Origin of the sequence: Arthrobacter sp. UYEF36 (genome assembly GCF_040547025.1) — a bacterium.
Taxonomy (GTDB): Bacteria; Actinomycetota; Actinomycetes; order Actinomycetales; family Micrococcaceae; genus Arthrobacter.
In genome coordinates, this window is sequence record NZ_JBEPOX010000005.1 from 148,758 (window position 1) to 172,497 (window position 23,740).

General features: G+C 66.9%; 23 protein-coding genes. 7 read left to right on the forward strand and 16 right to left on the reverse strand.

The features are described 5' to 3' along the window. Positions 1-83: 83 nt before the first annotated feature. Entirely contained in the window at positions 84-659 is a 576-nt protein-coding gene (locus tag ABIB29_RS09770; protein ID WP_354172274.1) for a helix-turn-helix domain-containing protein, read from the reverse strand. Between the two features lie 308 nt (positions 660-967). On the opposite strand from ABIB29_RS09770, the gene ABIB29_RS09775 reads away from it, so the two are divergent. Continuing rightward, entirely contained in the window at positions 968-2,491 is a 1,524-nt protein-coding gene (locus tag ABIB29_RS09775) for a sodium:solute symporter family protein (protein ID WP_354172276.1), read from the forward strand. A gap of 112 nt (positions 2,492-2,603) precedes the next feature. Here the strand turns inward: ABIB29_RS09775 and ABIB29_RS09780 are convergent, their stop codons facing one another. Next, a complete protein-coding gene (locus ABIB29_RS09780; RefSeq protein WP_354172278.1) occupies positions 2,604-2,840 on the reverse strand; it encodes a hypothetical protein in 237 nt (78 codons plus the stop codon). Positions 2,841-3,103: 263 nt separating this feature from the next. On the opposite strand from ABIB29_RS09780, the gene ABIB29_RS09785 reads away from it, so the two are divergent. After that, positions 3,104-4,270, forward strand: coding sequence for a VIT1/CCC1 transporter family protein (locus ABIB29_RS09785; protein ID WP_354172279.1), 1,167 nt, complete (start codon positions 3,104-3,106; stop codon positions 4,268-4,270). Then, complete coding sequence (locus tag ABIB29_RS09790; protein ID WP_354172280.1) at positions 4,270-5,187, forward strand: matrixin family metalloprotease; 918 nt, start codon at positions 4,270-4,272, stop codon at positions 5,185-5,187. The genes ABIB29_RS09785 and ABIB29_RS09790 overlap by 1 nt, the downstream gene beginning before the upstream one ends. Before the next feature lie 4 nt (positions 5,188-5,191). On the opposite strand, the gene ABIB29_RS09795 is transcribed toward ABIB29_RS09790, so the two are convergent. Continuing rightward, entirely contained in the window at positions 5,192-6,325 is a 1,134-nt protein-coding gene (locus ABIB29_RS09795) for an LOG family protein (RefSeq protein WP_354172282.1), read from the reverse strand. A 9-nt stretch (positions 6,326-6,334) separates the two neighbouring features. Continuing rightward, entirely contained in the window at positions 6,335-6,835 is a 501-nt protein-coding gene (locus tag ABIB29_RS09800; RefSeq protein ID WP_354172284.1) for an SRPBCC family protein, read from the reverse strand. 91 nt (positions 6,836-6,926) lie between these two features. On the opposite strand from ABIB29_RS09800, the gene ABIB29_RS09805 reads away from it, so the two are divergent. The 3 genes from ABIB29_RS09805 (at position 6,927) to iolB (ending at position 9,586) form a co-directional block, all read left to right on the forward strand. Further along, on the forward strand, positions 6,927-7,730 hold the full coding sequence (locus tag ABIB29_RS09805; RefSeq protein WP_354172286.1) for a gamma-glutamyl-gamma-aminobutyrate hydrolase family protein: 804 nt from the start codon (positions 6,927-6,929) through the stop codon (positions 7,728-7,730). Positions 7,731-7,861: 131 nt separating this feature from the next. Then, positions 7,862-8,602 (forward strand): GntR family transcriptional regulator, encoded by a 741-nt coding sequence (locus ABIB29_RS09810; RefSeq protein WP_354172288.1) that lies wholly within the window; start codon positions 7,862-7,864, stop codon positions 8,600-8,602. A gap of 87 nt (positions 8,603-8,689) precedes the next feature. Beyond that, the gene (gene iolB / locus ABIB29_RS09815; protein ID WP_354172290.1) at positions 8,690-9,586 is read left to right on the forward strand and encodes a 5-deoxy-glucuronate isomerase; all 897 of its coding nucleotides are present in this window, start codon (positions 8,690-8,692) and stop codon (positions 9,584-9,586) included. A gap of 171 nt (positions 9,587-9,757) precedes the next feature. Here the strand turns inward: iolB and ABIB29_RS09820 are convergent, their stop codons facing one another. From ABIB29_RS09820 to ABIB29_RS09855, 8 genes are all read right to left on the reverse strand, one after another. Beyond that, positions 9,758-10,792 (reverse strand): Gfo/Idh/MocA family protein, encoded by a 1,035-nt coding sequence (locus tag ABIB29_RS09820; RefSeq protein ID WP_354172292.1) that lies wholly within the window; start codon positions 10,790-10,792, stop codon positions 9,758-9,760. After that, complete coding sequence (locus ABIB29_RS09825) at positions 10,789-11,583, reverse strand: TIM barrel protein (protein WP_354172294.1); 795 nt, start codon at positions 11,581-11,583, stop codon at positions 10,789-10,791. The genes ABIB29_RS09820 and ABIB29_RS09825 overlap by 4 nt, the downstream gene beginning before the upstream one ends. Beyond that, a complete protein-coding gene (locus ABIB29_RS09830; protein ID WP_354172296.1) occupies positions 11,583-12,698 on the reverse strand; it encodes a Gfo/Idh/MocA family oxidoreductase in 1,116 nt (371 codons plus the stop codon). The genes ABIB29_RS09825 and ABIB29_RS09830 overlap by 1 nt, the downstream gene beginning before the upstream one ends. Before the next feature lie 136 nt (positions 12,699-12,834). Continuing rightward, the gene (locus ABIB29_RS09835; protein ID WP_354172297.1) at positions 12,835-13,749 is read right to left on the reverse strand and encodes an ATP-binding cassette domain-containing protein; all 915 of its coding nucleotides are present in this window, start codon (positions 13,747-13,749) and stop codon (positions 12,835-12,837) included. A gap of 13 nt (positions 13,750-13,762) precedes the next feature. Beyond that, positions 13,763-14,812, reverse strand: coding sequence for an ABC transporter permease (locus ABIB29_RS09840; protein WP_354172299.1), 1,050 nt, complete (start codon positions 14,810-14,812; stop codon positions 13,763-13,765). Between the two features lie 52 nt (positions 14,813-14,864). Then, the gene (locus tag ABIB29_RS09845) at positions 14,865-15,860 is read right to left on the reverse strand and encodes a substrate-binding domain-containing protein (protein WP_354172301.1); all 996 of its coding nucleotides are present in this window, start codon (positions 15,858-15,860) and stop codon (positions 14,865-14,867) included. Between the two features lie 278 nt (positions 15,861-16,138). Continuing rightward, positions 16,139-17,440 (reverse strand): hemolysin family protein, encoded by a 1,302-nt coding sequence (locus tag ABIB29_RS09850; protein WP_354172303.1) that lies wholly within the window; start codon positions 17,438-17,440, stop codon positions 16,139-16,141. Positions 17,441-17,510: 70 nt separating this feature from the next. Beyond that, positions 17,511-18,746, reverse strand: coding sequence for an MFS transporter (locus ABIB29_RS09855; RefSeq protein ID WP_354172305.1), 1,236 nt, complete (start codon positions 18,744-18,746; stop codon positions 17,511-17,513). 173 nt (positions 18,747-18,919) lie between these two features. On the opposite strand from ABIB29_RS09855, the gene ABIB29_RS09860 reads away from it, so the two are divergent. Next, positions 18,920-19,369, forward strand: a complete 450-nt coding sequence (locus tag ABIB29_RS09860; RefSeq protein ID WP_354172307.1) for a MarR family winged helix-turn-helix transcriptional regulator — start codon at positions 18,920-18,922, stop codon at positions 19,367-19,369. 30 nt (positions 19,370-19,399) lie between these two features. Here ABIB29_RS09860 and ABIB29_RS09865 read toward each other — a convergent pair whose 3' ends face one another. The 4 genes from ABIB29_RS09865 to ABIB29_RS09880 all read right to left on the reverse strand — a co-directional run bounded on the left by ABIB29_RS09865 (position 19,400) and on the right by ABIB29_RS09880 (position 23,733). After that, positions 19,400-20,821 (reverse strand): sugar porter family MFS transporter, encoded by a 1,422-nt coding sequence (locus ABIB29_RS09865; protein ID WP_354172309.1) that lies wholly within the window; start codon positions 20,819-20,821, stop codon positions 19,400-19,402. Next, on the reverse strand, positions 20,818-21,693 hold the full coding sequence (locus tag ABIB29_RS09870) for a sugar phosphate isomerase/epimerase family protein (RefSeq protein WP_354172311.1): 876 nt from the start codon (positions 21,691-21,693) through the stop codon (positions 20,818-20,820). The genes ABIB29_RS09865 and ABIB29_RS09870 overlap by 4 nt, the downstream gene beginning before the upstream one ends. A gap of 87 nt (positions 21,694-21,780) precedes the next feature. Then, entirely contained in the window at positions 21,781-22,794 is a 1,014-nt protein-coding gene (locus ABIB29_RS09875) for a Gfo/Idh/MocA family protein (protein WP_354172312.1), read from the reverse strand. A 27-nt stretch (positions 22,795-22,821) separates the two neighbouring features. After that, positions 22,822-23,733 (reverse strand): sugar phosphate isomerase/epimerase family protein, encoded by a 912-nt coding sequence (locus tag ABIB29_RS09880; protein WP_354172314.1) that lies wholly within the window; start codon positions 23,731-23,733, stop codon positions 22,822-22,824. Positions 23,734-23,740: the final 7 nt, after the last annotated feature.

Genomic DNA, 23,740 nt, shown 5'->3' on the forward strand with positions numbered 1-23,740 from the left:
GCGGATTTCCGGGGTTCGCCACGTCCAACAGGCAGCCAGGGAACAAGTAACTGGGCGGGAACGCGGCCCCGACCCATGGGGACTTAACGGCTCGCGGCGGGGACCAGCACCCAGAGGACCTCGACGGCGTCGTCCGTCGGATTGACCCACGTGTGCGGCTCGCGGCCCGGGAAGGTCACGGTGTCGCCGGTGTGGAGCTCGTATTCCTCGTTGGTGAGGATCAGCCGGATGCTGCCTTTGACCACGTGCAGCACGTCGACGTCGCAGTCCACGGCATAGAGTTCCGATTCGCCGCGCCCGTGGGGCTCGATCACGGCCTGGATGATCTGGACGCGGCGCTCCGACCGGGCAGTCAGCAGCCGCTCCACGATCCCCTCGCCGCCCAGCGAGATCCGCGGGCCCTCGTTCTTCTTGGTCAGATGCGTTTCCGGGGCGGCAAAAAGGTCGCCGATCGAAATGGAGAGCACCTGGCACAGCGTCACCAGGGACGCGACCGAGGGTGAGGTAAGGTCCCGCTCGACCCGGCTCAGGAAGCCCTTGGTCAGCCCGGTGGCGTCGGCCACCTGCTCGATGGTAAGCCGCTGCGACTGCCGGGCGGCACGGATCCTGGAACCGATAGCAACGGGAACGTTGCTCGGTTCAACTGGTAGAGCCTTCATTTTGGAACCTTTCACGGCCGGCCGCTTGGCCCCATCGTTGGAGCAATACTAGCGGGACGGCATGCCCCGGAGGCCGGATCCACCCGCGCCGCGTAATGCGTCTTGACTGTTACCCGGGTCACAACATACTGTTTGGCAACAAGCGTTGCCTATAGGGCAATTATCGCCACGTGGATGCACTGGAACCACCTGTTCCAGGGCCCCCACCGGCAACTCGTCTCCGTACCCGTCATGGAGCATCTGACCCCGGCACCCTATCGAGTCCCGGCCGGTTCAGCCCTGCTCCGAACAGCTCCGAGGAGCCCTCAATGGACGCAAGTTTCGTCAATATCGCCATCGTGGTGGTGTATTTGATCGCCATGCTGGCGTTCGGGTGGTGGGGTAAATCCCGCACCAAGAACAACAGCGACTTCCTGGTGGCCGGCCGCCGCCTCGGCCCGTTCCTCTACACCGGGACCATGGCCGCCGTCGTGCTCGGTGGCGCCTCCACCGTGGGCGGCGTCGGCCTGGGCTACAAGTTCGGCATCTCCGGCATGTGGCTCGTGGTCGCGATCGGCGCCGGCGTGCTGCTGCTCAGCCTGCTTTTCGCCAGCACCATCCAGAAGCTCAAGATCTACACAGTGTCCCAGATGCTGAGCCTGCGGTACGGCAGCAACGCCACCCAGACCTCGGGCATCGTGATGCTCGCCTACACGCTGATGCTCTGCGCCACCTCCACCGGCGCCTACGCCACCATTTTTGTGGTGCTCTTTGGCTGGGACCGCGCCCTCGCCATCGCCATCGGCGGCGCGATCGTCCTGGTTTATTCGACTATCGGCGGCATGTGGTCGATCACCCTGGCCGACCAAGTCCAGTTCGTCATCAAGACGATCGGCATCTTCTTCCTGATGCTGCCGTTCACGCTCAACGCCGCCGGCGGCTTTGAGGGCATCCGTGCCCGCGTCGACGCCAGCTTCTTCCAGATCGACGGCATCGGGATCCAGACGATCATCACCTACTTCGTCGTCTACACCCTGGGCCTGCTCATCGGCCAGGACATCTGGCAGCGCGTATTCACCGCCAAGACCCCCACAGTCGCCCGCTGGGGCGGCGCCACCGCCGGCATCTACTGCATCCTCTACGGTGCGGCCGGCGCCCTGATCGGCCTCGGCGCCCGTGTTGCGCTGCCGGATATCGACGTCAAGGCACTCGGCAAAGACGTGGTCTACGCCGAGGTCGCCACCAACCTGCTGCCGATCGGCATCGGCGGCCTGGTGCTCGCCGCGGCCGTCGCCGCCATGATGTCCACGGCCTCCGGCGCCCTGATCGCCGCCGCCACCGTGGCCCGCGCGGATGTCCTGCCGTTCGTCGCCAGCTGGTTCGGCAAGGACATCAACACCGATGACACGGACAACCCGGAGCACGACGTCAAGGCCAACCGCATGTGGGTCCTGGGCCTCGGCATCGTCGCGATCGTCATCGCCATCATCACCAAGGACGTCGTCGCGGCGCTCACCATCGCCTACGACATCCTCGTCGGCGGGCTCCTCGTCGCCATCCTCGGCGGGCTCCTCTGGAAGCGCGGCACCGGTGTCGCCGCGGCTGCCTCCATGGCCGTGGGCTCGGTCATCACCCTCGGCACCATGATCATCCTGGAGATCAACGCCGAGGTCCCGCTGGACGGCATCTACGCCAATGAACCGATCTATTACGGCCTGCTGGCCTCCGCAGTGGTCTACATCGCGGTGTCATTGCTGACCAAGCCGACAGATCCGGCCGTCATGGCCAACTGGCACCGCCGGGTCGCCGGCGGCGCTGCCGAGGAAGAACAGGTCCCCGTCCTGACCCATTGAGACCCCCACCAACCAGGGTCCTGACGGCAAGTTAAAGGTCGACGGCGGCGCTCCCACTGAGGGGCGCCGCCGTCGGAGATTTAAGCCGTCGACCACTAAGCCGCTCGAAGCATCATTCGTTTTCCTCGGGCGCCAGGAATTCTTCACCGTCGAGGGGCACCACGGGCGTCTCGTCGCCGAGGAAGTCCTCCTCGTCCAGGGGAACGAGCCGATCTGCCTCTTCGAGAAGCTCCTCTTCCTCGGTCTCCCCGCCATCACTCACGGGCGCGTCCTCGGCGTAGTCGTACGCGGGATCGGACTCGAGGGAATCCCGGGCCGGCTGGATGGGGCGTGAGCCGATGTTGTCCATGATGCAACCTCCGTGTGACTGGGGTGGCGGCAGGGGCCCCGAAGAGCCCGCCCTGGGTTTCATTCGAACACCGCGAGCCCGGGCGGTCAAGGTCTCCCCCCGGGCGGAACTCCGACGGCTGTGACTGCCTCCGCGGCGCAGGCGTTTTTTACGGTTTGCCTAAACTCTGCACTGAGGATGGCCAGCCGAAAATCCGCGGAAAGACGGGGTACGCTGGATACGCAATGGGGCCGAACCATGCCCTTTCCAGCCCAGGAGCTTCCGTGTCCCAGCACGCCACATCTGACTCATTCGACCGCGAACCCCGCGAATCCCACCGGCCCGAACCCCGCCACGCGGCGCCCGCCACGACACCCGGCCCCGGGGACATCAAGCGGTGGCGGCAGTACCTCGCCGACGAACGCGCCGAAGCAGCCGTCTACCGCGACCTGGCCCAGAACCGCCGCGGCGAGGAGCGCGAGATCCTGCTCGCCCTGGCCGAAGCCGAGGGACGCCACGAGGCGCACTGGCTCCAACTGCTCGGCGACCACGCCGGCCGGCCCCGCCCCGCCTCGCTCCGGAGCCAGCTCCTGGGCTTCCTGGCCCGCCACTTCGGCTCGGTGTTCGTCCTGGCCCTCGCCCAGCGGGCCGAAAGCCGATCGCCGTACGCCACCGACCCCACCGCCACCCCGGCCATGGTCGCCGACGAACAGATCCACGAGGAAGTCGTACGCGGGCTCGCCACCCGGGGCCGCAACCGGCTGGCGGGCACCTTCCGCGCGGCCGTCTTCGGCGCCAACGACGGGCTGGTCAGCAACCTGTCGCTCGTGATGGGCATGGCCGCCTCCGGCGTGGGCAGTTCCGTGGTGCTCCTCAGCGGCGTCGCCGGGCTCCTGGCCGGGGCGCTGTCCATGGGAGCGGGCGAATTCATTTCCGTGCGCTCCCAGCGCGAACTCCTCGCCGCGACCCGCCCCACCCAGATCACCCTTGCCGCCGCGCCGTCCCTGGACATCGAACACAACGAACTCCTCTTGGTCTACCTGGCCCGCGGCATGTCCCGGGAGGCCGCCGAACACCGCGTCGCGGAGCGGATGGGCCTGCGCGACTGCGACTGCGATCCCAGCCTCTCGCTGCAGCCTGGACTGCCGGAAGCCCGTGACGAGCACGAAGCCGTCGGGACCGCCTGGGGCGCGGCGGCGTCGAGCTTCTGCTTCTTCGCCTCCGGCGCGATCGTGCCGATCCTGCCCTTCGTGCTGGGCATGACCGGCGTCGCGGCGCTCGTGCTGTCGGCCGTCCTGGTGGGCGTGGCGCTCCTGTTCACCGGCGGCGTCGTCGGGCTCCTCTCCGGCACTTCCCCCACCTCCCGCGGGCTCCGCCAGCTGGCCATCGGCATGGGTGCGGCGGGCGTGACGTATCTGCTGGGCCTGGCCTTCGGCGCCGTGGTCGCCTAGTGGACGGTCCTGAGTTCCGGGACCGGACACCGCGGCACAGCCGCTCCCGCACGGCGTGGCGGATCGTCCGCGGCCTCGCCGCCGCCGCCCTGATCGCCGGCGCCGCGTTCCTGGCCGCCGGCGTCATCTACGCGGATCCGCGCTTCGACGGGCTCTTCGAAGTCAGCCGCGGACCCGGGCCGGGCCAGGCCACGGCGGGCCAGCCCGGCCAGCCCGGGCAGCCGGCGGCTGTCGAGGCCGTGCGCCCGGACACTCCCCCGCCCGGAGTCGGGGAGCAGGACGAGCCGCTGGGGCGCCCGCAGAAACCGGCGGTTGCCAGCAGCTCCTACCGGTTCCTGGCCCTGAACGACGACGGCACTCCGGTGGGTTACTCGCCGTGCCGTCCGTTGCACTACGTGGTGAACGCGGCGCTCGCTCCGGAGGGCGCCGAGCGTCTGGTCGGGGAGGCGATCGGGACGATATCCCGCGCGACCGGGATCAGGTTCATCGACGACGGGCCCACCACCGAAGAGCCTTCGCCGTCCCGCGTCCCGTACCAGCAGGACGTCTACGGGGACCGCTGGGCGCCGCTGCTGATCGCGTGGACCACCCCGGAGCAGGCCTCGCAGCTCGCGGGACCGGTGATCGGCACCGGAGGCAGCACCCACTTCAGCTTCGGCAACGGGCCCAAGAGCTTCGTCACCGGCAGCCTGGAACTCGATGCGCCGCAGATCGGCGAGGACCTCAGCCGGACGGACGGGGCCGCGTACGCTACCGCGGTGATCCTGCACGAGCTCAGCCATGTCATGGGCCTGGAGCATGTGGACGACCCTACGCAGCTGATGTACCCCGAGATCGGCACCCCGGACGGTCTGGCCGCCGGGGACCTGAACGGCCTGTACGAGCTGGGCTCGGCGCAGTGCCGCAAGGACCTTTAAGCCCTCAGCGGTCCAGGACGGCGAGCGCTTCCTCCACGGTGTCCACCAGGAAGATCCGGCTCTCCATCTGCCGTCCGGCGGCGAGGCTCTGCAGCAGGGGCCACGCCGGGTAGCGCCGCAGCCAGTGCTCCTGCCCCACCAGCACCATCGGCATGATGGTCGCCGGGGTGCCGTAGTAGTTCTCGCAGGCATCCTGGAAGATTTCCTGCACGGTGCCCGCGGAACCGGGCAGGAACACTATGCCACCGTTGCACAGTTCCAGCAGGATGGCCTCGCGGATGGCGTTGGCGAAGTACTTGGCAATGTGGGTGGCGAAGAAATTCGGCGGCTCGTGCCCGTAGAACCAGGTGGGGACCCCCAGGGACGGCGTCCCCTCAGGATGGCGTTCGACGACGGCGGCGGCGGACCGCGCCCACGCCGACACGGAGGGCAGGAAACCGGGAACCGAGGCAATGTCGGCCAAGGCCCGCCGGAAGTCCCTGTCCGGTGCCTCACTCAGGTAGGCGCCGAGGTTGGCGCCCTCCATGGCGCCGGGACCGCCGCCGGTGGCAACGACCCGGCCGTCCCTGGCCAGCAACCTCCCCAGCAGCGCGGCCTCCTCGAAAACGGCGGATCCGCGGCTTGCGGCATGCCCGCCCATGACGCCCACCATGGTCCGGCCGGCGCAAAGTTCCGAGCGGGTCAGGTCATCGAGGGCATCGCCGATCGAATGGTCGTGCAGGGCCGCGGCCAGGGTGGCATCCAGGCGGTGGCGCTGTCCCGGCCGGATACTCCACTGGTACACCCTGGCGTCGGGAGTGTCCTCATAGCGCGAGTCGGAGATTCCTGCGTACAGCTCCTGCGGGGTGTACAGCCCCCCGCGGTACGGGTTGAACGGCACGGCCTCCAGCTTGGGAAAGATGAGGGCGCCGCGGCTGCGCAGCGACTCCTCCACACCGTCGTCGAAGGTACATCCGAGGAAGATCCCGCCCTGCGCCTGCATGCCCTCCAGCTGTGCCGTCCGTCCGCGCAGGTCCAGCGACTGGGCGTGCCAGCCCTGCATGGTCCTGGCCCCGGCGGCGACCAGCCGGTCGAAGCTGTCCAGGCTTTCGACGTCCAGCGTGCGCGGGCTCGGGTGCAGGCTGCGGGCAGCGCTCATCGGGCGCGCCTAGTGGTGGTGGTCCGGGGCGGAACCGGTCCCGGTGCCGGGTACGGCGTCGGAATTCAGGTAGGCGTCAAGCTTGGCCAGGGTCTGCTCGATGTTGGCCGGGTGGCGCCGGACGTATCCGGCCAGGCGCAGGAGGATCCTGGCGCGCACTTCCCGTGCGTCCCACTGCTCGGTGACGAGGGTGCCCGGGTTGCCGGCGTCGTCGGCCGCGGGCTCCAGCAGATAGCGCCAGACATGGCCGCCGAAGTGCCGCCACGCGATCCGCCGGCCCTCCTCAAACTCGCAGACCGTGTTGAGGATCTTGTAGTCCATCTTGATGTTCATTTCCATGCCAAACTTCGCACCGAGGGCGAGCCGCTCGGGGCCGCGCGGCTGGGCACCCTTCACGGTGTCGGAACCGTCGATCACGCTGTGCAGCGCCGGGGTGGCGAGCACCTCGAAGATGGCTTCCGGAGTGGCAGCGATGAAGCGGCTGCGGGACACGAGATATCTGTTGGTCATCCGGCAATCCTAATATGTCATCGATGCTGTCAAGAGGACGGCGGGAAGCGGCCCTGGGATGTAACAGAGAAGATGTGTTGCAGAATAAATCATGCAGACTCCGCCCCTCCCCCGCAGCAGACGTCCCCGCATCGGAATTCCCGTCCGGCTCAGCAGTTCCGCGGACCCGGATCCCCGGGTGGCGGAGGCCAATGCGCTCTTCGACTACATCGTGGAACTGGTGCGCGACGGCGGCGGCGACCCGGTGCTGCTCACCGCGCCCGGAGAGCCGCTTGAGTCGCTCGACGGCGTCGTCCTTCCGGGCGGCGGCGACCTGGACCCCCGGCGCTACGACGAGATACCCGGCGACGCCTGCTACGACGTCAGCGAGGCCCAGGACGAGCTGGACCTGGACATAGCGCGGCGGTCGATCGATGCCGGGCTGCCGCTGTTGGGGGTCTGCCGGGGGCATCAGCTGCTCAACGTCCTCTATGGCGGAACGCTGATCCAGGACATGGATCCGGGGACCGTGGCGCACCGGGAACCCGCACCGGTGCACGGTGCCGGACCATGGGCCTGGCATGAGGTTGAGGTGCAGGGCGGAAGCAAGGTTGCCGGCCTGTACGGCGGGGATGGGGTCAGCGGCAATGGCGACGGCGGGAAAGGCGACGGCAGCACTTCTCCAGCTGTCACGGTCAAGATTGCCTCCGGTCACCACCAGGCCGTGGCGCGGGTGGCCGCTGGGCTCGTGGTGACAGCGGTGGCCGAGGACGGGACGGTGGAGGCGCTGGAGGACCCGGAGCGCTGGGTGACGTCTGTGCAGTGGCATCCCGAGGCCCTGGAACTCCCGGCCGAAGAACGGCTAGCCCCGTTCCGCGCCTTCGTTGAGGTGTGTCGCGGCTCTCCCCAGGCCTGAACGGCCCTGCTATCATGAACTTAGGCAGTATGTCCTATCAAGCGAACATATGCTGAAGAATGTGACCTGCTGCCCTGCTTGGGCCCGGGTCCGGGGCACAAGGGAGCGCTTCAACAGTGGTTATGCAAAAAGTGGCGAATCAACTCAATCTCAACATCGACCGGTCCTCACCGGTGCCGCTCTACCACCAGGTGGTCCAGGGCATCGAGGCCGCGATCCACGGCGGGGTCCTTCCCCCCGGCAGCCGTCTCGACAATGAGATCGACCTTGCCGCACAGCTGAACCTCTCCCGCCCCACCATGCGCAAGGCCATGGACGAGCTGGTCCGCGCCGGACTGCTGGTGCGCAAGCGCGGCGTCGGCACCCAGGTCGTCTCCAGCCAGGTCCGGCGCCCCCTTGAACTTTCCAGCCTCTTCGACGACCTCAGCAACAACGGCAGCAAGCCCACCACGGAGGTACTGAGCTTCTCCCACGACGAGGCCGACGCCGCCACCCGGGCAGCACTCCAGATTCCCGAGGGCTCGAAGGTCTACCACTTCACCCGGCTCCGGAAGGTCGGCGGAAAACCGCTGGCGCTGATGGAGAACTGGGTCCGCGACGACATCACCCCCATCGACGAAGCGCTCCTGGGCTCACAAGGCCTCTACGCGATCCTCCGCAACGGCGGCGTGAACTTCCGGCTCGCCTCACAGCGGATCGGCGCCATGATCGCCAACGACTACCAGGCGACCCTGCTGGAAACCACCCCCGGCTCGGCCCTTGTCACCATGGAGCGCACCGCCGTGGACGACACCGGGCGCCAGGTGGAGACCGGCCACCACGTCTACCGCGCGGATTCCTACAGCTTCGAAATGACGCTGGTCCAGCGCTAGGCGCCACCAGGGCGCAGGCATCAGCGCGAACCTCCCCCCGTCCACACCCGCGCCTTCCTCCGGCGCGACAACGAAAGGGCTGAACTCATGGCCAACTGGGTCTATCCGCTCGGCACCGCCGCCCAAGGCACGTGGGACGTGTCCCTGGGCACCTCCGATTCCACCCTGGAGGTGGAGGGCTGGGCCCACACCGGGCTGAAGGTCACCGCACTGCGGGCCGCGGCCGCCGTCGAACTTCCCGCCGCGGACGAGGAACGCATCGTGGTCCCGCTCAATGGGTCCTTCACGGTGTCCGTCGACGGCGAGGAGTACCGGCTGGCCGGCCGGGAGAGCGTCTTCGGCGGCCCCAGCGACGTCCTCTACACGGGGACCGGCAAGGCCGTGACCATCAGTTCGGCCGACGGCGGACGCGTCGCCGTGGCCACCGCCCCGGCCAAAGCGGCCTACCCGACGCGCCTGATCACGGCCGCGGAGACGCCGGTCGAGCTGCGCGGGGCCGGCAACTGCTCCCGCCAGGTCCACAATTTCGGGACCCCCGCCGCGCTGGAGGCGGACCGTTTCATTGTGTGCGAGGTCCTGACGCCGGCTGGCAACTGGTCCTCCTACCCCCCGCATAAGCACGACGAGGAGAAGGACGGCGAGACCCGACTCGAGGAAATCTACTACTTCGAGACCCGGGTGACGCCCGGGGCTCCGGCCAGGCCGGGATCCGACGATGCGATCGGCTACCAGCGCGTGTACGCCTCGGACGAGCGCCCCATCGATGTCTCCGCGGAAGTGCGGACCGGCGACGTCGTCCTAGTGCCCTACGGCTGGCACGGCCCGGCCATGGCAGCCCCGGGCTACGACTTGTATTACCTCAACGTGATGGCGGGCCCCGGCCCGGTCCGCGACTGGCTCATCAGCGACGACCCGCACCACGGCTGGATCCGCCAGACCTGGGACGGCCAGGACCTCGACCCGCGGCTGCCCTTCGGCGCCTGACGGCACCGCGGATTTTTTTGACGGCACCGCTAACCAGAAGACCGCGCAGTCCAGAGAAGACCGCGCTGTCCAGACAAGTCCGCCCAGTCCAGACAAAAAGAACCCGGGGCCCTTGGGCCCCGGGTTCTTTGGCAACTCCACCCGGTGACGGAACCGGGGCGGAGCGTCCGTTCAGCCGGCCACGGGCTGGACGACCCGGACCGGCACACCGCTCACGAGGGATTCCTGGGCGGCATCCGCCACGCGGGAAGCGGCCACGGCATCCTCCGGCGTGCAGGGATTGTCCCGGCGGCCCAGAATCAGCTCGACGAAGGCAGACATCTCGGAACGGTAGGCAGCCTCGAACCGCTCGGCGAAGGTCCGGTGCGGTTCCCCGGCCGGGAACGGGACCCCGGCTTCGGCCGAGGCCAGGGCCGTTTTGTTGTCCAGGCCGACCATGAGCGAACTCCGGGAGCCCTGGATTTCCAGCCGCACGTCGTGGCCAGCCCCGTTGTACCGCGTGGCCGAGACCGTTCCCACAGTGCCGTCGTCGAACGTCACCAGCGCCAGGGCGGTGTCCACGTCGCCGGCTTCCCCGATGGCCGGGTCCCCGTTGTTGGAGCCCCGGGCGTAGACCTCGACGATTTCCCGGCCGGTGAGCCAGCGCAGGATATCGAAATCGTGCACCGAGCAGTCCCGGAACAGCCCGCCGGAGCCGGCCAGGAATTCGACCGGCGGCGGTGCCATATCGCAGGTCACGGCGCGCAGCGAGTGGATCCAGCCCAGTTCCCCGGCCTGGTAGGCACGCCGGGCTTCCTGGTAGCCGGCGTCGAAGCGGCGCTGGTGCCCGATCTGGACCACACCGTTCCGGTCCCGGATGTAGTCGAGCACGGGCAGGGCGTCCGCCACGTTCAGGGCGACGGGTTTTTCGCAGAACACCGGGATGCCGGCGTCGACCCCGGCCTTGATCAGCTCCGGGTGGGTCCCGGTTCCGGTGGCGATGACGAGTCCGTCCAGCCCGGAAGCGAGGAGCGCCTCCACCGACGGCAGGAACTCGGCGCCGAGGCCGGCGGCGATAGCCCGGGCGTGGTCCCCGGCGACGTCTGTGAGCCGGAGCCGGACGTTGACGCCCTGCGGATTCAGGACGTCGTTGAGCGCGGCGATGTTGTTGGCGTGCATCACGCCGATCCGCCCCACCCCGACCAGTCCGAGGATGACCTCTTTCATACTCCAACTTTCAAGTGCAGCGCGGGCACGGTGAAGGCTGCCCGGAACGCCTCCAGCGCCGCATCGCTGTCACCGCTGGCCCAGGCCTCCATGCCCACGGTCCCGTCGTAGCCGGCCTCCGCGAGCGCCTTGGCGACAGCAGCGTAGTTGATTTCCCCGGTACCGGGTTCGCAGCGGCCCGGAACATCCGCCACCTGGATTTCGCCGAGGTACGGCAGGGCGCTCCGGACGAGCTCGATCAGGTTCCCCTCCCCCATTTGGGCGTGGTAAAGGTCCAGCATGAGCCTGGCGTTCGGGTGCCCGGCGGACTGCACGAGCGCCAGGGTGTCCTTGGCGCGCGCCAGCGGGATCCCGGGGTGGTCGAGGATGGTATTGAGGTTCTCGAGGCAGAACGTCACCCCGTATTTCTCGCCGAGCTTGCCGAGCCGTTCCAGGGTCCGGGCACCGGTGGACCACATGATGCCGCTGGACCGGTAGACCGGACGGGCCGCCTGGCCGTCGATAAGTTCAGCCGGGTGCACCACCATCCGGCTCACCCCGAGCTCCAGTGCGGTCGGGATGAGCGACTCTGCCGTCCGCACCACGTCATCTGCCGTGTCTGGATCCACCAGGCTGCCGGCGGTATAGCCGGTCATGGAGGAAAACACCGCCCCGGTGGCCTTGAGCGCGCCGATGTCCTTGGTCCGCGAATCCCAGAGTTCGACGTCGAAGCCGGCTTCGTGGATCCGGCGCACCCGCTCCGTGAATGGCAGCTCGGTGAAGACCATCTCGGCGCAGACGGCAAGGCGCATCAGAGGACAGCCGTCTCGTTGGCGGTAACCGTGTTGACGGTGACCCGAGTCCCGCGCTGGACCGATTCGATGCAGGCCAGCGCCATGGCCAGTGCGCGCCGGGCGTCCGCCGCGCCGGGCGTGAGTGAGTACGCGGTTGACGACGGCGCCGTTTTGTCACTGCGGCCGTCCCGCCGCGCGCGCACGGCATCGGCGAAGTCGACGAGTTCATCCGTGTACGCCTGCCGGAAGAGCTCCACGTTAAGCCGCGGGGTGTCGGCTGACATCCCGTCGGCGGTGTAGCGGCTGGCCGCGGTTTCCGTGGCCCGGCCGGCCTGCACCATGCCCTTGGAGCCGAAGACTTCCCCACGGATGTCGTAGCCGTAGAGGGCGCTGAAGTTCGCCTCGGCCACGGCGATGGCACCGTTGCTGTAGCGGATGGTCACGACGGCGGTGTCCAGGAAGCCCTGGTCGCGCAGCCCGGGTTCCACCAGTGCATCGGCAATGGCGTAGACCTCCACCGGTTCGGCGCCTTCGTTGAACCAGTTCAGGGTGTCGAAGTCGTGGATCAGGGTTTCCAGGAACACGGTCCAGGCCGGGACCCGGGCCGCGTTGGGAATGCGTCCCGTTCCCGGATCCCGGGTCAGGGAGCGCAGCAGTTGCGGCGTCCCGACGGTGCCGGCGGCTAGGTCCCTCTTGGCTGCCTGGAAGTCCTCCGAGTACCGGCGGTTGAAGCCGATCTGGAAATGCACACCGGCGGTCTCCACGGCGGACAGTGCGGCGTCGAGCTCGTCGAGCCCCAGGCCGGCCGGCTTCTCGCAGAACACATGCTTTCCGGCGGCGGCGGCCTGGGCGATCAGCGAGGAATGGAAACGCGCCGGGCTCGCGATGATTACGGCGTCGATTTCCGGGTCGGCCAGGATGTCGGCGGCGTCTGCCGTCACCTTGCCGGCGCCCAGGACAGAGGCCAGTGCCTCGGCGGACTCCACATTGGGATCAGCGATGGCCGCTAGCTCGGCGCCGGGAACCCGGCGGGCAATGCTCTCGGCGTGGAAAGCGCCCATCCAGCCCGAGCCGATGAGCCCGATCCGCACGGGCAGGGGAAGTTCGGTGGAGTTCCGGTTCAGGTAAGCCATGGGCTCGTCCTTTCGATTTTTTCACAACTGGGTGGGGGCGGAGCCGGCCCGTGTCGGGCCGCGGACCAGGCATTTCCTTGGCCGGCAGGAAAGAGCAGGACCGTGCCCGGACGGGCGGGCCGGCTCCCCTGTGCTGCTAGTAGGTCTTGCCGGTGGTCTGGGCCACCCCGGCCACTTCGCTCTGGACTTCCTTGACCACGTCGCCGTGACCGCCGAGCTGTTCCAGTTCGTGGGCGAGTTCGGCGAGTTCGGCACCGCCGGCCATCTGGGCGGTGAGTTCGTCGAGGGTGATGTCCTTCTTGTCGTAGTAGCCGATTGACTTGCCGCGTTTGAGCAGCAGGAACCGGTCGCCGACGGGGAAGGCGTGGTGCGGGTTGTGGGTGATGAAGATGACGCCGAGGCCGCGGTCGCGGGCCTGCAGGATGTAGCGGAGCACCACGCCGGACTGCTTCACGCCCAGGGCGGCGGTGGGCTCGTCCAGGATCAGGACTTTCGCGCCGAAGTACACGGCCCGGGCGATCGCGACGCACTGGCGTTCACCGCCGGAGAGCTGGCCGATGGGCTGTTCCACGTCGCGGAGGTCGATGCCCATCGCGGCGAGTTCCTTGAGCGTGATCTCCTTCATCTTCTCGACGTCCATGCTCTTGAACGGGCCAAAGCCGGAGGTCAGTTCCGAGCCGAGGAAGAAGTTGCGCCAGATCGGCATCAGGGGCACCACCGCGAGGTCCTGGTAAACGGTGGCGATGCCGGCATCCAGGGCGTCGCGGGGGGAGGCGAACTTCCGTTCCTCGCCCATGATGTTCAGGACTCCGGCGTCGTGCTGGTGCAGGCCGGCGATGATCTTGATCAGTGTGGACTTGCCGGCGCCGTTGTCGCCGAGGACGCAGGTGACGCGGCCGTTGTCCACGGCCATCGTGACATCGGACAGGGCGATGATGTTGCCGTAGTGCTTGCCGACACGCTCGAGGGAGAGCAGGTGGACGGGGGTGTGGGTGAGGGGGTCTTTTTCGTTCTGGAGCAGCGTTTGCTGGTCGATTTCGTTGGCATTCATTTCTCAGGCCCCTTTACTTGAGTTCCGCGCGGCGCTTGACGATGAGGTTGACGATGGTGGCCAGCAGCAGCATCAGGCCCAGGAAGAACTTGAACCAGTCCGGGTTCCACTGGGCGTAGACAATGCCCTTGTTGGCCATGCCGAAGATGAACGCGCCGATCGCGCCGCCGATCGCCGAGCCGTAGCCGCCGGTCAGGAGGCAGCCGCCGATGACCGCGGCGATGATGTAGAGGAATTCGTTGCCCACGCCTTCACCGGACTGCACGGTGTCGAAGGCGAAGAGGTTATGCATGCCCAGGATCCAGCCGCAGAAGCCCACGCCCATGAACAGCCCGATCTTGGTGGCCTTGACCGGCACACCCACGGCGCGGGCGGCGTTCTCGTCCCCGCCGACGGCGAAGATCCAGTTCCCCACCCGGGTCCGCATCAGCACCCAGGTGGCGACCGCGACGAGCGCGATCCAGATGAACACCGTGATTTTGACGTCGACGCCGCCGATGGTCACCGAGGAGGCGAACACGGCCCGGGCCGAGGCGAAACCGTCCATGTTGGAGATGGACGGTGAGGACACCGAGCCGCCGATCAGGCGGGTCAAGCCCAGGTTCAGGCCGGTCAGCATCAGGAAGGTGGCCAGGGTGACGATGAAGCTGGGCAGCTTGGTCTTCATCAGGATCCAGCCGTTGATGTAGCCGATGCCCAGGGAGACCACCAGCGCCAGGAGGACTCCGACCCAGACGTTCGTGCTGAAGTACCAGCTGAACATCGACGCCGTCAGCGCGGAGCTGATTACGGCCACCCCGGTGGACAGATCGAACTCCCCGCCGATCATCAGCAAGGACACCCCCACGGCCATGATGCCGATTGTGGAGGAACCGTACAGAATGGTTGCCAGCGCATTGGGCTGGGTGAAGGTCGGGGAAACTGCCGCGAAGAAAACGAAAAGGACGATGGCGCCGACCAGGGCACCGACCTCGGGGCGTCCGAGAAGCTTCTGGAACGGACTGCGCTTGGCGACGCGCTCATCGGGCGCCGGTGACTTTGTCTTGGCCTGGGTCATGGTCATGATAGATCTCCTTGCTGCCGGACCGGCCTGAGCCGGCCCGGCCAGCGGGCTGTTAGCGGATACCCTGCTGGGCGAAGGTCAGGACATCGGCCGCATTGGACTTGTCGACGAGGCTCGGGCCGGTGAGGACCGACTGGCCGCCGCCGATGCTGAATCCGCCGCGCTTGTTCTGCCACAGCGCATCGATGGCGCCGTAGCCCTGCAGCCACGGCTGCTGGTCCACGGTGAACAGAACTGCACCATCCACGATCTTCTGGGCGAGATCCGCGTTCAGGTCAAAACTTGCCACCTTCGCAGAGCTGCCGGCGTCCGCGACCGACTTGAGGAGCGTCAGGGTGATGGGCGCGCCGAGTCCGATGATGACGTCTGCATCATTCGTAGCCTGGAGCTTGGCCGTCGCGGTGGACTGGACGGACGTCATGTCCTTGCCCTCGACGTAAAGGATCTCCGTTCCAGGCACCTTCGCCTTGACGCCGGCGCAACGTGCTTCCAGGCCAACGTGGCCCTGTTCCTGAATCACGCAGACCGGGTGTTTGAAGTTCTCCGCCGCGAGCCGCGTGCCGACGGCCTCACCGGCGAGCTTTTCGTTCGAGCCGAAGTGCGTGAAGGCCCCGAGCTGGGTGGCGACTGATTCGCCGGCGTTGAGGCTCACAATCGGGATGCCTGCGTCGGCGGCCTTCTTCAGTGAGTCATTGAGGGCTTCGGGCTTGGCGAGCGTGACCGCGATGCCGTCAACCTTCTGGTCGATAGCCTGCTGGATGAGCTGGGCTTGGCGCCCGGCTTCGGGATCGGACGTGTAGAGGAGTTCGACGTTGTCCTTCGCCGCCGCCTCCTCGGCACCCTTGCGAACGATGTCCCAGAAGGTGTCACCCGCTGCGGCGTGGGTGATCAGGGCAATCTTCATCCGTTCCGTCGTGGCGACCTGCCCGCCGCCGGCCGCGTTGCCGGAATCTCCGGGCTTGCCGCCGGTGCTTGAACACGCACTCATTGCCAGCATCGGCACAACAGCCGCCACCAGGGTCGCCTTGCGCCAGGAAAATTTAGCCACCGTGAATCTCCTTTGATTTCAGCTCCGGGCTGCTATCTTGCAGCCGCCGGAATAATGCCTACTCCGATCATGGTGACTTAGCTCACTCATGTCAATAGTTTGTCCTGACATTAGGATGTAATCACGTAATGATGGTGATTGTCGGCGTAAAGAACCGCCGGTTTTCGGGCGCCGCCAGGGCGTCCGCGGCCCAAGAACGACGACGACGGCAGCCGGGGGCCGCCGTCGTCGTCTTCACTGGGGCTATCGCCCGTTGCGTTTACCTGGCCCGAAGTTTCTCAAAGTTCCTCCGCCTGAGAGTTCGCGGGTGTCACCCGAATCCGTCCGATGCGCAGGCCGTCCATCGCGACCACCGCCAACACGTGCCCCGGCACTTTCACCCGGTCCCCACTCCGGGGCAGGCGGCCGAGACGATCCAGGACAAATCCGGCGACTGTTTCGTAATGCCCGTCAGGCAGTGCTATGCCGGTCACTGACTCAAACTCCTGCAGAATCAGGCCGCCGTCGACCTCGACGGATCCGTTGGCCACGGTAACGCGGTCCTCGTGGTCGGCCCCGGTGTCGTACTCGTCGTAGATTTCACCCACCAGTTCCTCGACCAGGTCCTCCAGGGTGACGATGCCGTCCGTGCCCCCATACTCATCAACCACCAGCGCTATGTGATGACCCAGTCTGCGCATTCTGGCCAGCGAAGGCAGCACCCTGTTCGTTCCCGGCAGCGGAAGAATCTCGCGGACAATGTTTTTCACTGTCCCCTTGTCACTCTCGTCACCCCGGGACATCAGGTCACGGATGTGGACGAAACCGAGGACGTCGTCCGGGGTCCGGCCAATCACGGGATAACGCGAGTATGGGCCGTCCCTGACCATACTGCGTGCGGCCGCAATGCTCAGTGTGCCGTCGATGAAAGCAACCTCAGTGCGGGGGCGCATGACTTCCTGCAGCGAACGGTCTCCTGCCCCAAATACATCGTTGAGGATGCTTCGGCTGTGTTCCTCCAGCATGTCGCTCTCCGCAACCATGTCCCAAAGTTCCTCGGAGCTGACACTGTCCTGTTTTGCATGGGGATCCCCGCCCAACAGCTTCACCACCGCATTAGTTGAAACGGACAGCATCCAGATGACCGGTCGCATAATCTGCGAAAGGATGATCAGCGGCGGGGCCAGAACCTTCGTGAAGCCAACCGCGTTCTGCATCGCCAACCTCTTGGGCACCAGTTCACCCAGCACCAGGGACAGATATGCCACCAGCAACGTCATTCCTATAAAGGACACCGGCTCTGCCGTGGGGCCCAACCCCAAGCCTTCCAGGAGGGGTTCTATATCGGGTGCGATCGTGGAAGCCCCGTAGGCGGCTGAGAAGAAGCCCGAAAGCGTGACACCAATCTGCACGGTTGAGAGGAACCGATTGGGATTCCGGGCCAAAGCGGCAGTCCTGGCCCCGCCCTTCCCCAGCTTCTCTATCTGACGCACCTGACTCTCGCGAAGGGACACCAACGCCATTTCCGTTCCGGCGAAGACCCCTCCCAACAGCACAAAAAAGAGAACCAACAAGAAATTGACCAAGGTGCCGCTGTCCATGAACCGACACTACCGAACCCCCACGCCTAGCTGACAGCCGGTCTGAGGCAAAGTGCCGGACCGGTCAGTGCTAGGCCCGCTGGAGTTCCACGCTTTCCCGCTCGCTGTCTGCACCGGCGACGCCGGTTCCGGACGTGCCGCCGGCACGTCCGGCGTCGTGCCGCTTCGCAGCGGCCGCCGCGAAGACCATAACCCCCAGGCCCAGCAGGGTGATCCCGGCGCCGGCCCAGATGGGCGAGGTGTAGCCGAGGCCGGCTGTGATGGTCACGCCGCCCATCCACGCGCCGAGCGCGTTGCCCACGTTGAAGGCTCCGATGTTGGCGCCGGATGCCAGGGTGGGGGCGGTCGTGGCGTACTTCATGACGCGCATCTGCAGCCCGGGGACCGTGGCGAAGCCGAAGCCCCCGAGCAGCACCATGGAGGCGATGGTCATCGGCTGGTTGCCCGCGGTGAGGGCGAAGACCACGAGGACCACTACCAGCACGGCGAGTGCGACCAGCAGGGTGCGGTCCACGTTCCGGTCCGCAGCTTTACCGCCCACGGTGTTGCCGACAAAGAGGCCTACGCCGAAGAGGATGAGCAGCCACGGGACGGTGGAGGCGGAGAAGCCGGTGACCTCGGTGAGGGTGAAGGCGATGTAGGTGAAGGCGCCGAACATGCCTCCGTAGCCGAGGATGGTGACCAGGATGGAGAGCCAGACCTGGCCGGAGCGGAAGGCCCGGAGTTCCCCGCGCAGGCCGCCGGGGGCGACCTCCCCTGCCCCTGTTTTGGGGACGAGGGTCAAAATGCCCGCGAGGGAAATGATGCCGATGCCGGTGATCGCCCAGAAGGTGGACCGCCAGCCGGCAGCCTGTCCCAGCATGGTGCCGAAGGGAACGCCCAGGACGTTGGCCGCCGTGAGCCCGGTGAACATAATGGCGATCGCGCCGGCCTTTTTGGTGGGGGCGACCATACTCGCGGCGACCACCGCGCCGATGCCGAAGAAGGCGCCGTGCGCGAGCGCGGCGATGATGCGGCCGATCATCATCAGCGAATAGTCGGGCGCGACGGCGGAGACCAGGTTGCCGGCGATGAACAGCACCATCAGTACGGCCAGGACGGGCTTGCGCTCGAAGCGCGTTACGGCGGCGGTCAGTAGCAGGGCCCCGACGACGACAGCGAGCGCGTAACCGGAGATGAGCCAGCCCGCGGTGGCCTCGCTGACCTGGAAGTCCGCGGCCACTTCGGGCAGCAGGCCCATGATGACGAACTCGGTGAGTCCGATCCCGAACCCGCCGAGGGCGAGTGCTATCAGGCCAATGGGCATGGCGGAGCTCCTTCAAAAACTGTACGGAAAGAAAGTCGAAGCGTAAGCTATTAGTTGCAGACGCGTTATTTATTGTTGCACAAGCAACTATGCCGCGCAAGCAACTAAATTGTGGACTGTCGGTGTTCCGGGATTTGTCGGGGCGGGGCAGGCCGATCTGAAGGGAAGAACTGATGGGCATCAAGGACGACGCCGTCGAGGTCCGGGCGCAAGGCTGGCGGACCCTGGCGGCCTTGCACGCACTGATCGAGGCGGAGCTGGAACGCTCGCTGCAGGCGGTGGCGCAGCTGTCCGTCGTGGAGTACACCGTGCTGGATGCGCTGAGCCGCCAGGACGGCTGGCACATGCGGATGCAGCAGTTGGCCCGCGCCACCGCGCTGAGCGCCAGCGCCACCACCCGCCTGGTCAACCGGCTCGAGGACCGGGGCCTGCTGACCCGGATCCTGTGCGCCGATGACCGCCGCGGAATCTACACCGAGCTCACGCCCGGCGGCATCAAGCTGCTGGAGGAGGCCCGGCCCAGCCATGATGCCACGCTGGAGCGGGCGCTGGCCGAGGCGCAGGAGGTGCCGGAGCTGGCGCCGCTGGTCGATGCGCTCCCGAAGCTGCACTCGCACGTGTAGGGCCGCCGCCCGGCTTCCGGACACGGACAGCTACGCGGTGGCGGGCTGCCTGCCGCCCACGTTCTTGAAGTAGTGCTCCACGTCTTCCAGGCTCTTGTCCTTGGTTTCCGGAATGTACTTCGCGGCGAACGCGATGGCACCGACGCCCAGCACGGCAAAGACGAAGAAGGTGTTGGAGAGCCCGATCGCGGCAAGGAGCTGCGGGAAGCCGAACCCCACCAGGAAGTTCACTGTCCACAGCACGAAGGCTGAGGCGCCCATGCCCAGGCCGCGGATCTTCAGCGGGAAGATCTCGGAGAGCATCAGCCAGGTGACCGGGGAGATCGCGCCCTGCTGGAACGCCAGGAACGTCACGGTCAGGGCGAGGATCACGAAGCCGCGGGCTGTACCTTCGGGCAGGATGAGCGAGAAGAAGCCGATCAACAGCAGCGCCGCCGTCGTGCCGAGCTGGCCGGTGATGAGCATCCTGCGCCGGCCCACCTTGCCCAGCAGCCAGATCCCCACGAAGGTGGCAACGACGGAGGTGACGCCGTTGGCGATGTTCGCCGTCAACGCAGCCTCCCTGCCGAAGCCGGACTCAGCGAGGATCTGGGTGCCGTAGTACATGATCGAGTTCACGCCGGTGATCTGTTGGATGACGGCGAGGCCGACGCCCACCACGAAGATGCGGCGCAGCCAGGGGACGCCGAGGTCCTTCCAGGAACCCATCTTGGACTTGTAGTCCTCCACGGCCATGGCCTTGACTTCCTCGAACTCGGCCCGGGCCTCGGACTGGGAGCGGATCCGCTGCAGCACGCTGAGGGTTTCGCCGAAGCTGCCCATCGAGGCCAGCCAGCGGGGGCTTTCGGGCATGAAGTTCATGCCGATCCAGAGCGCGATCGCCGGAAGAGTGGCGATCACCAGCATCCAGCGCCAGATCCCGCCGGATTCGCCGAAGGTGTTGCCGAGGTAGGCGTTGAAGATGAAGGCCAGCAGCTGGCCGGTGACGATCATCAGCTCGTTCTGGGTCACGATCCGGCCGCGCCGGGCGCTCGGCGAGACTTCGGCGAGGTACACCGGGACGGTGACGGACGCGCCGCCGACGGCAAGGCCGAGGACGAAGCGGGCCAGGATCATCACTTCGGTGTTCGGGGCGAAGGTGCAGGCCAGGGTGCCGATCAGGAAGATGACCGCGAGCACCATGATCATTTTGCGTCGTCCGTTACGGTCCGCGAGCCGCCCGCCGAACAGGGCGCCGAAGGCTGCGCCGAAGAGCAGCGAGGAGGTCACGAGCCCTTCGGTGAGCGGCGTGAGGCCCAGGTCCTCCTGCATGTACGGCAGGGCGCCGTTGATGACGCCGGTGTCGTAGCCGAAGAGCAACCCGCCGAAGGTGGAGATGATGGTCGCGGTGCGCAGTGCCCGTTTGTGGTTTCCGGGCGCCTTCCGCTGTTGGGCGGCTGCCGCCGACGTCATACGCTCACCTTCTGGATCTGCTGCTTCATGGTCTCCAGCTGGTAGCGGGAGACCTCGGCGGCGTTGTCGTCCTCGGCGAAGACACTGGAGACCATCACGGTGTCCTCCCGGTCGAGGAAGCCGATTTCCTTCAGACCGCCGAAGAACTCGTCCCAGTTGACGTCGCCGTCGCCGATCTTCAGGTGCTGGTGCACCCGGACCGGGTTGCCGGGCGGGTTGGTGATGTAGCGCAGCCCGTGCGAGGCGTGGTGGTCCATGGTGTCGGCGACGTGGACCAGGCGGAGCTTGTCCCCCGCGGCACGCATGATGTCCAGCGGCGCGTTCTGCATGTGGAAACTGTGCGAGGCGACGTAGACCAGGCCCACGTGCTTGGAGTTCAGGCCCCGGATCACCCGGATCGCGGCCAGGCCCTCCTCGACGAAGTCGTCCGGGTGCGGGTCGATCAGCAGGTCGATGCCTTCTCGCTCGATGATCGGCAGCAGTTCCTCCATGGAGCGGTAGAACGCGCGCTCGGATTCCTCGGCCTTCTCCGGACGTCCGCTGAATTCGGTGTTCATCGTGCTGACGCCGAGGTCCACGGCGATCTGGATGGCACGCTTCCAGTATCGGACGGCGGCTTCGCGGGCATCCTCGTCCGGGCCGGACCAGCGCAGCACCGGCAGCACCGAGGCGATTTCGATCCCGGTGTCCTTGCAGGCCTTGGCCAGCTGTCCGACCAGGTCGTCATCGGCCTTCGGGTGGTTGTAGAACGGGATGAAGTCGGCGTGCGGGGTCATCTGCATGTACTTGTAGCCGAGGTCCGCCACCACCCGGGGAAACTCGAGCAGGCTGTGCGAGTGGTGGAACGGCGTGGGATCAAGGGCGATTTTCACTTCGGAACACTCCATGGTGGATCAGTCAGGTGGTGCGTCGGGACCGGAAGGAACGGCAACGAGGCCGTGGCCCCGTTCCCGATCGTCCTAGCGGTAAAGGTCGGGCTTGGCGTGCAGCTTCACGGCGACCTTTTCGCCGTTCTTCTGCGCCTCGACGCCGGCCTCGCAGCAGGCGGCGGTGGCGTAGCCGTCCCAGGCCGTCGGACCGCCGATTTCACCGCGCAGGGCGGCGTCCACCCAGGACTGGATTTCGACGTCGTACGCGGCCCCGAAACGCTCCTCGAAGCCGGGGGTGACGGTTCCGCCCCAGCGGCCGTTGCTGCGCGTGTACGGGCCCGTGTCGCCGCCGATGCTGACGATGCCGTCCTCGAAGGATGCCTGGGTGGCCACCTCGTAGCCGAACTTGGCGTTGACATAGATCTCGACGTCGGCCAGGACGCCGGATTCGGTTTCGATCAGCACGTGCTGCGGGTCGTGCTGGCCGGCCGGGGCGTTGCGGGTGGCCTTGCCGAGGCGGACCTGGACGGAGGTGATTTCCTCGCCGGTGAAGAACCGGATGGCGTCGAATTCGTGGACCACGGAGTCGTTGATCAGCATCTCGTTGGTGAAGCCGGGAGGGGTGGTCGGGTTACGGTGCTGGTGGTGCAGCATCAGCAGCTCGCCGAGTTCAGAGTCGCGGATGATCTTGCCCAGGGCGGCGTATTCGGCGTCGAAGCGTCGCATGAAGCCGACCTGGATGCGCTGGTGGCCCAGCTGTTCCTCGGCCTCGACGATCTTCCACGCGGACGCGGCGTCCGGGGTGAGCGGCTTTTCGCAGAGGATCGGGATGTCCTTGGCGATGGCCTGGAGCAGGATGTCCTCGTGCAGGAAGCCGGGGGTGGCGATCAGCACGGCGTTGACGTCACCGTTGTTGAGGGCCTCGTCGGCGTCGGCCAGGGCGACGGCGCCCGGGATGCCTTCGATGGCGGCCTGCGCACGGGCGAGGTCGACGTCGACGACGGCGGCAACTTCGGCGCCGTGGATGCGGGTATTAAGCCGCTGGATGTGGTCTGCGCCCATACGGCCGGCGCCAATGACAGCAACGCGAAGGGTCTTGGTCATGGTCTTGTCCTCAGTTCTGGTTGACGTCTAGTTGACGGCGGTGCGGGAGCCGCAGGAAAGCAGGTAGTTCCGGGTGCGTTTGGCGATCGGCATCGGGACGTCGAATGCCACGGGGTACATGTCCTGTTCCACGATGCCAAAGATCGGCCGGTTCAGCGCCTCGACGGCCTCGATGACGGCGCGCAGGTCCGGCAGGCCGTTCGGCGGTTCGGTCATCACACCGGCCAGGTTGGCGGCGGCCCAGGTCATGTTCTCCTGGTTGACCTTCCTGAGGATGTCCGGGTTGATCTGTTTGAGGTGCAGGTAGCCGATCCGGTCCGGGTAGTTCTTGATCAGCTCCAGGCTGGACGCGCCGCAGTACTCGGCGTGGCCGGTGTCCAGGCACAGGTTGAGGTACTTGCTGTCCGTGGCCGCGAGGAGGGCCTCGATGTCCTCCTGCGCGCCGACGTGGGAGTCCGCGTGCGAGTGGAACTGCTGCTGCAGACCGAAGTCCTCCAGCAGGGTCTTGCCGAGGCGGTTGTGCCCTGCGAAGAGGTCGGCCCAGGCATGTTCGGTGAGCTCGCCGCTTTCCACAGCCTCGCCGGTGACGTCATCGCGCCACATCGCCGGGATGACCACAATGTGTTCCCCGCCCATCGCGGCGGTGAGTTCCGCGACCTTGCGGGCCGGTTCCCATGCGGTTTCCCACTGGTTCAGGCCGCGGTGGAACGCGGTGAAGACGGTGCCGGCCGAGATCTGCAGGTCGCGGGCCTTCAGCTCCTCGGCGAGCCGGGCGGGGTCGGCGGGGAGGTAGCCGTAGGGGCCGAGTTCGATCCACTTGTAGCCGGATTCGGCGACTTCGTCGAGGAACCGTTCCCACGGGGTCTGCTTGGGGTCATCCGGAAACCAGACGCCCCAGGAGTCCGGCGCGGTGCCGATGATCAGCTTGTTCTCAGTCATGACAGCG

What these genes read in the sequence shown, in the direction of transcription:
- ABIB29_RS09800 (WP_354172284.1), bottom strand. Translation starts at nt 6,835, where the DNA reads ATGACCAACAGATATCTCGTGTCCCGCAGCCGCTTCATCGCTGCCACT.
- ABIB29_RS09835 (WP_354172297.1), bottom strand. Translation starts at nt 13,749, where the DNA reads ATGAATGCCAACGAAATCGACCAGCAAACGCTGCTCCAGAACGAAAAA.
- ABIB29_RS09840 (WP_354172299.1), bottom strand. Translation starts at nt 14,812, where the DNA reads ATGACCATGACCCAGGCCAAGACAAAGTCACCGGCGCCCGATGAGCGC.
- iolB (WP_354172290.1), top strand. Translation starts at nt 8,690, where the DNA reads ATGGCCAACTGGGTCTATCCGCTCGGCACCGCCGCCCAAGGCACGTGG.
- ABIB29_RS09795 (WP_354172282.1), bottom strand. Translation starts at nt 6,325, where the DNA reads ATGAGCGCTGCCCGCAGCCTGCACCCGAGCCCGCGCACGCTGGACGTC.
- ABIB29_RS09860 (WP_354172307.1), top strand. Translation starts at nt 18,920, where the DNA reads ATGGGCATCAAGGACGACGCCGTCGAGGTCCGGGCGCAAGGCTGGCGG.
- ABIB29_RS09820 (WP_354172292.1), bottom strand. Translation starts at nt 10,792, where the DNA reads ATGAAAGAGGTCATCCTCGGACTGGTCGGGGTGGGGCGGATCGGCGTG.
- ABIB29_RS09880 (WP_354172314.1), bottom strand. Translation starts at nt 23,733, where the DNA reads ATGACTGAGAACAAGCTGATCATCGGCACCGCGCCGGACTCCTGGGGC.
- ABIB29_RS09830 (WP_354172296.1), bottom strand. Translation starts at nt 12,698, where the DNA reads ATGGCTTACCTGAACCGGAACTCCACCGAACTTCCCCTGCCCGTGCGG.
- ABIB29_RS09875 (WP_354172312.1), bottom strand. Translation starts at nt 22,794, where the DNA reads ATGACCAAGACCCTTCGCGTTGCTGTCATTGGCGCCGGCCGTATGGGC.
- ABIB29_RS09825 (WP_354172294.1), bottom strand. Translation starts at nt 11,583, where the DNA reads ATGCGCCTTGCCGTCTGCGCCGAGATGGTCTTCACCGAGCTGCCATTC.
- ABIB29_RS09855 (WP_354172305.1), bottom strand. Translation starts at nt 18,746, where the DNA reads ATGCCCATTGGCCTGATAGCACTCGCCCTCGGCGGGTTCGGGATCGGA.
- ABIB29_RS09780 (WP_354172278.1), bottom strand. Translation starts at nt 2,840, where the DNA reads ATGGACAACATCGGCTCACGCCCCATCCAGCCGGCCCGGGATTCCCTC.
- ABIB29_RS09805 (WP_354172286.1), top strand. Translation starts at nt 6,927, where the DNA reads ATGCAGACTCCGCCCCTCCCCCGCAGCAGACGTCCCCGCATCGGAATT.
- ABIB29_RS09850 (WP_354172303.1), bottom strand. Translation starts at nt 17,440, where the DNA reads ATGGACAGCGGCACCTTGGTCAATTTCTTGTTGGTTCTCTTTTTTGTG.
- ABIB29_RS09865 (WP_354172309.1), bottom strand. Translation starts at nt 20,821, where the DNA reads ATGACGTCGGCGGCAGCCGCCCAACAGCGGAAGGCGCCCGGAAACCAC.
- ABIB29_RS09770 (WP_354172274.1), bottom strand. Translation starts at nt 659, where the DNA reads ATGAAGGCTCTACCAGTTGAACCGAGCAACGTTCCCGTTGCTATCGGT.
- ABIB29_RS09775 (WP_354172276.1), top strand. Translation starts at nt 968, where the DNA reads ATGGACGCAAGTTTCGTCAATATCGCCATCGTGGTGGTGTATTTGATC.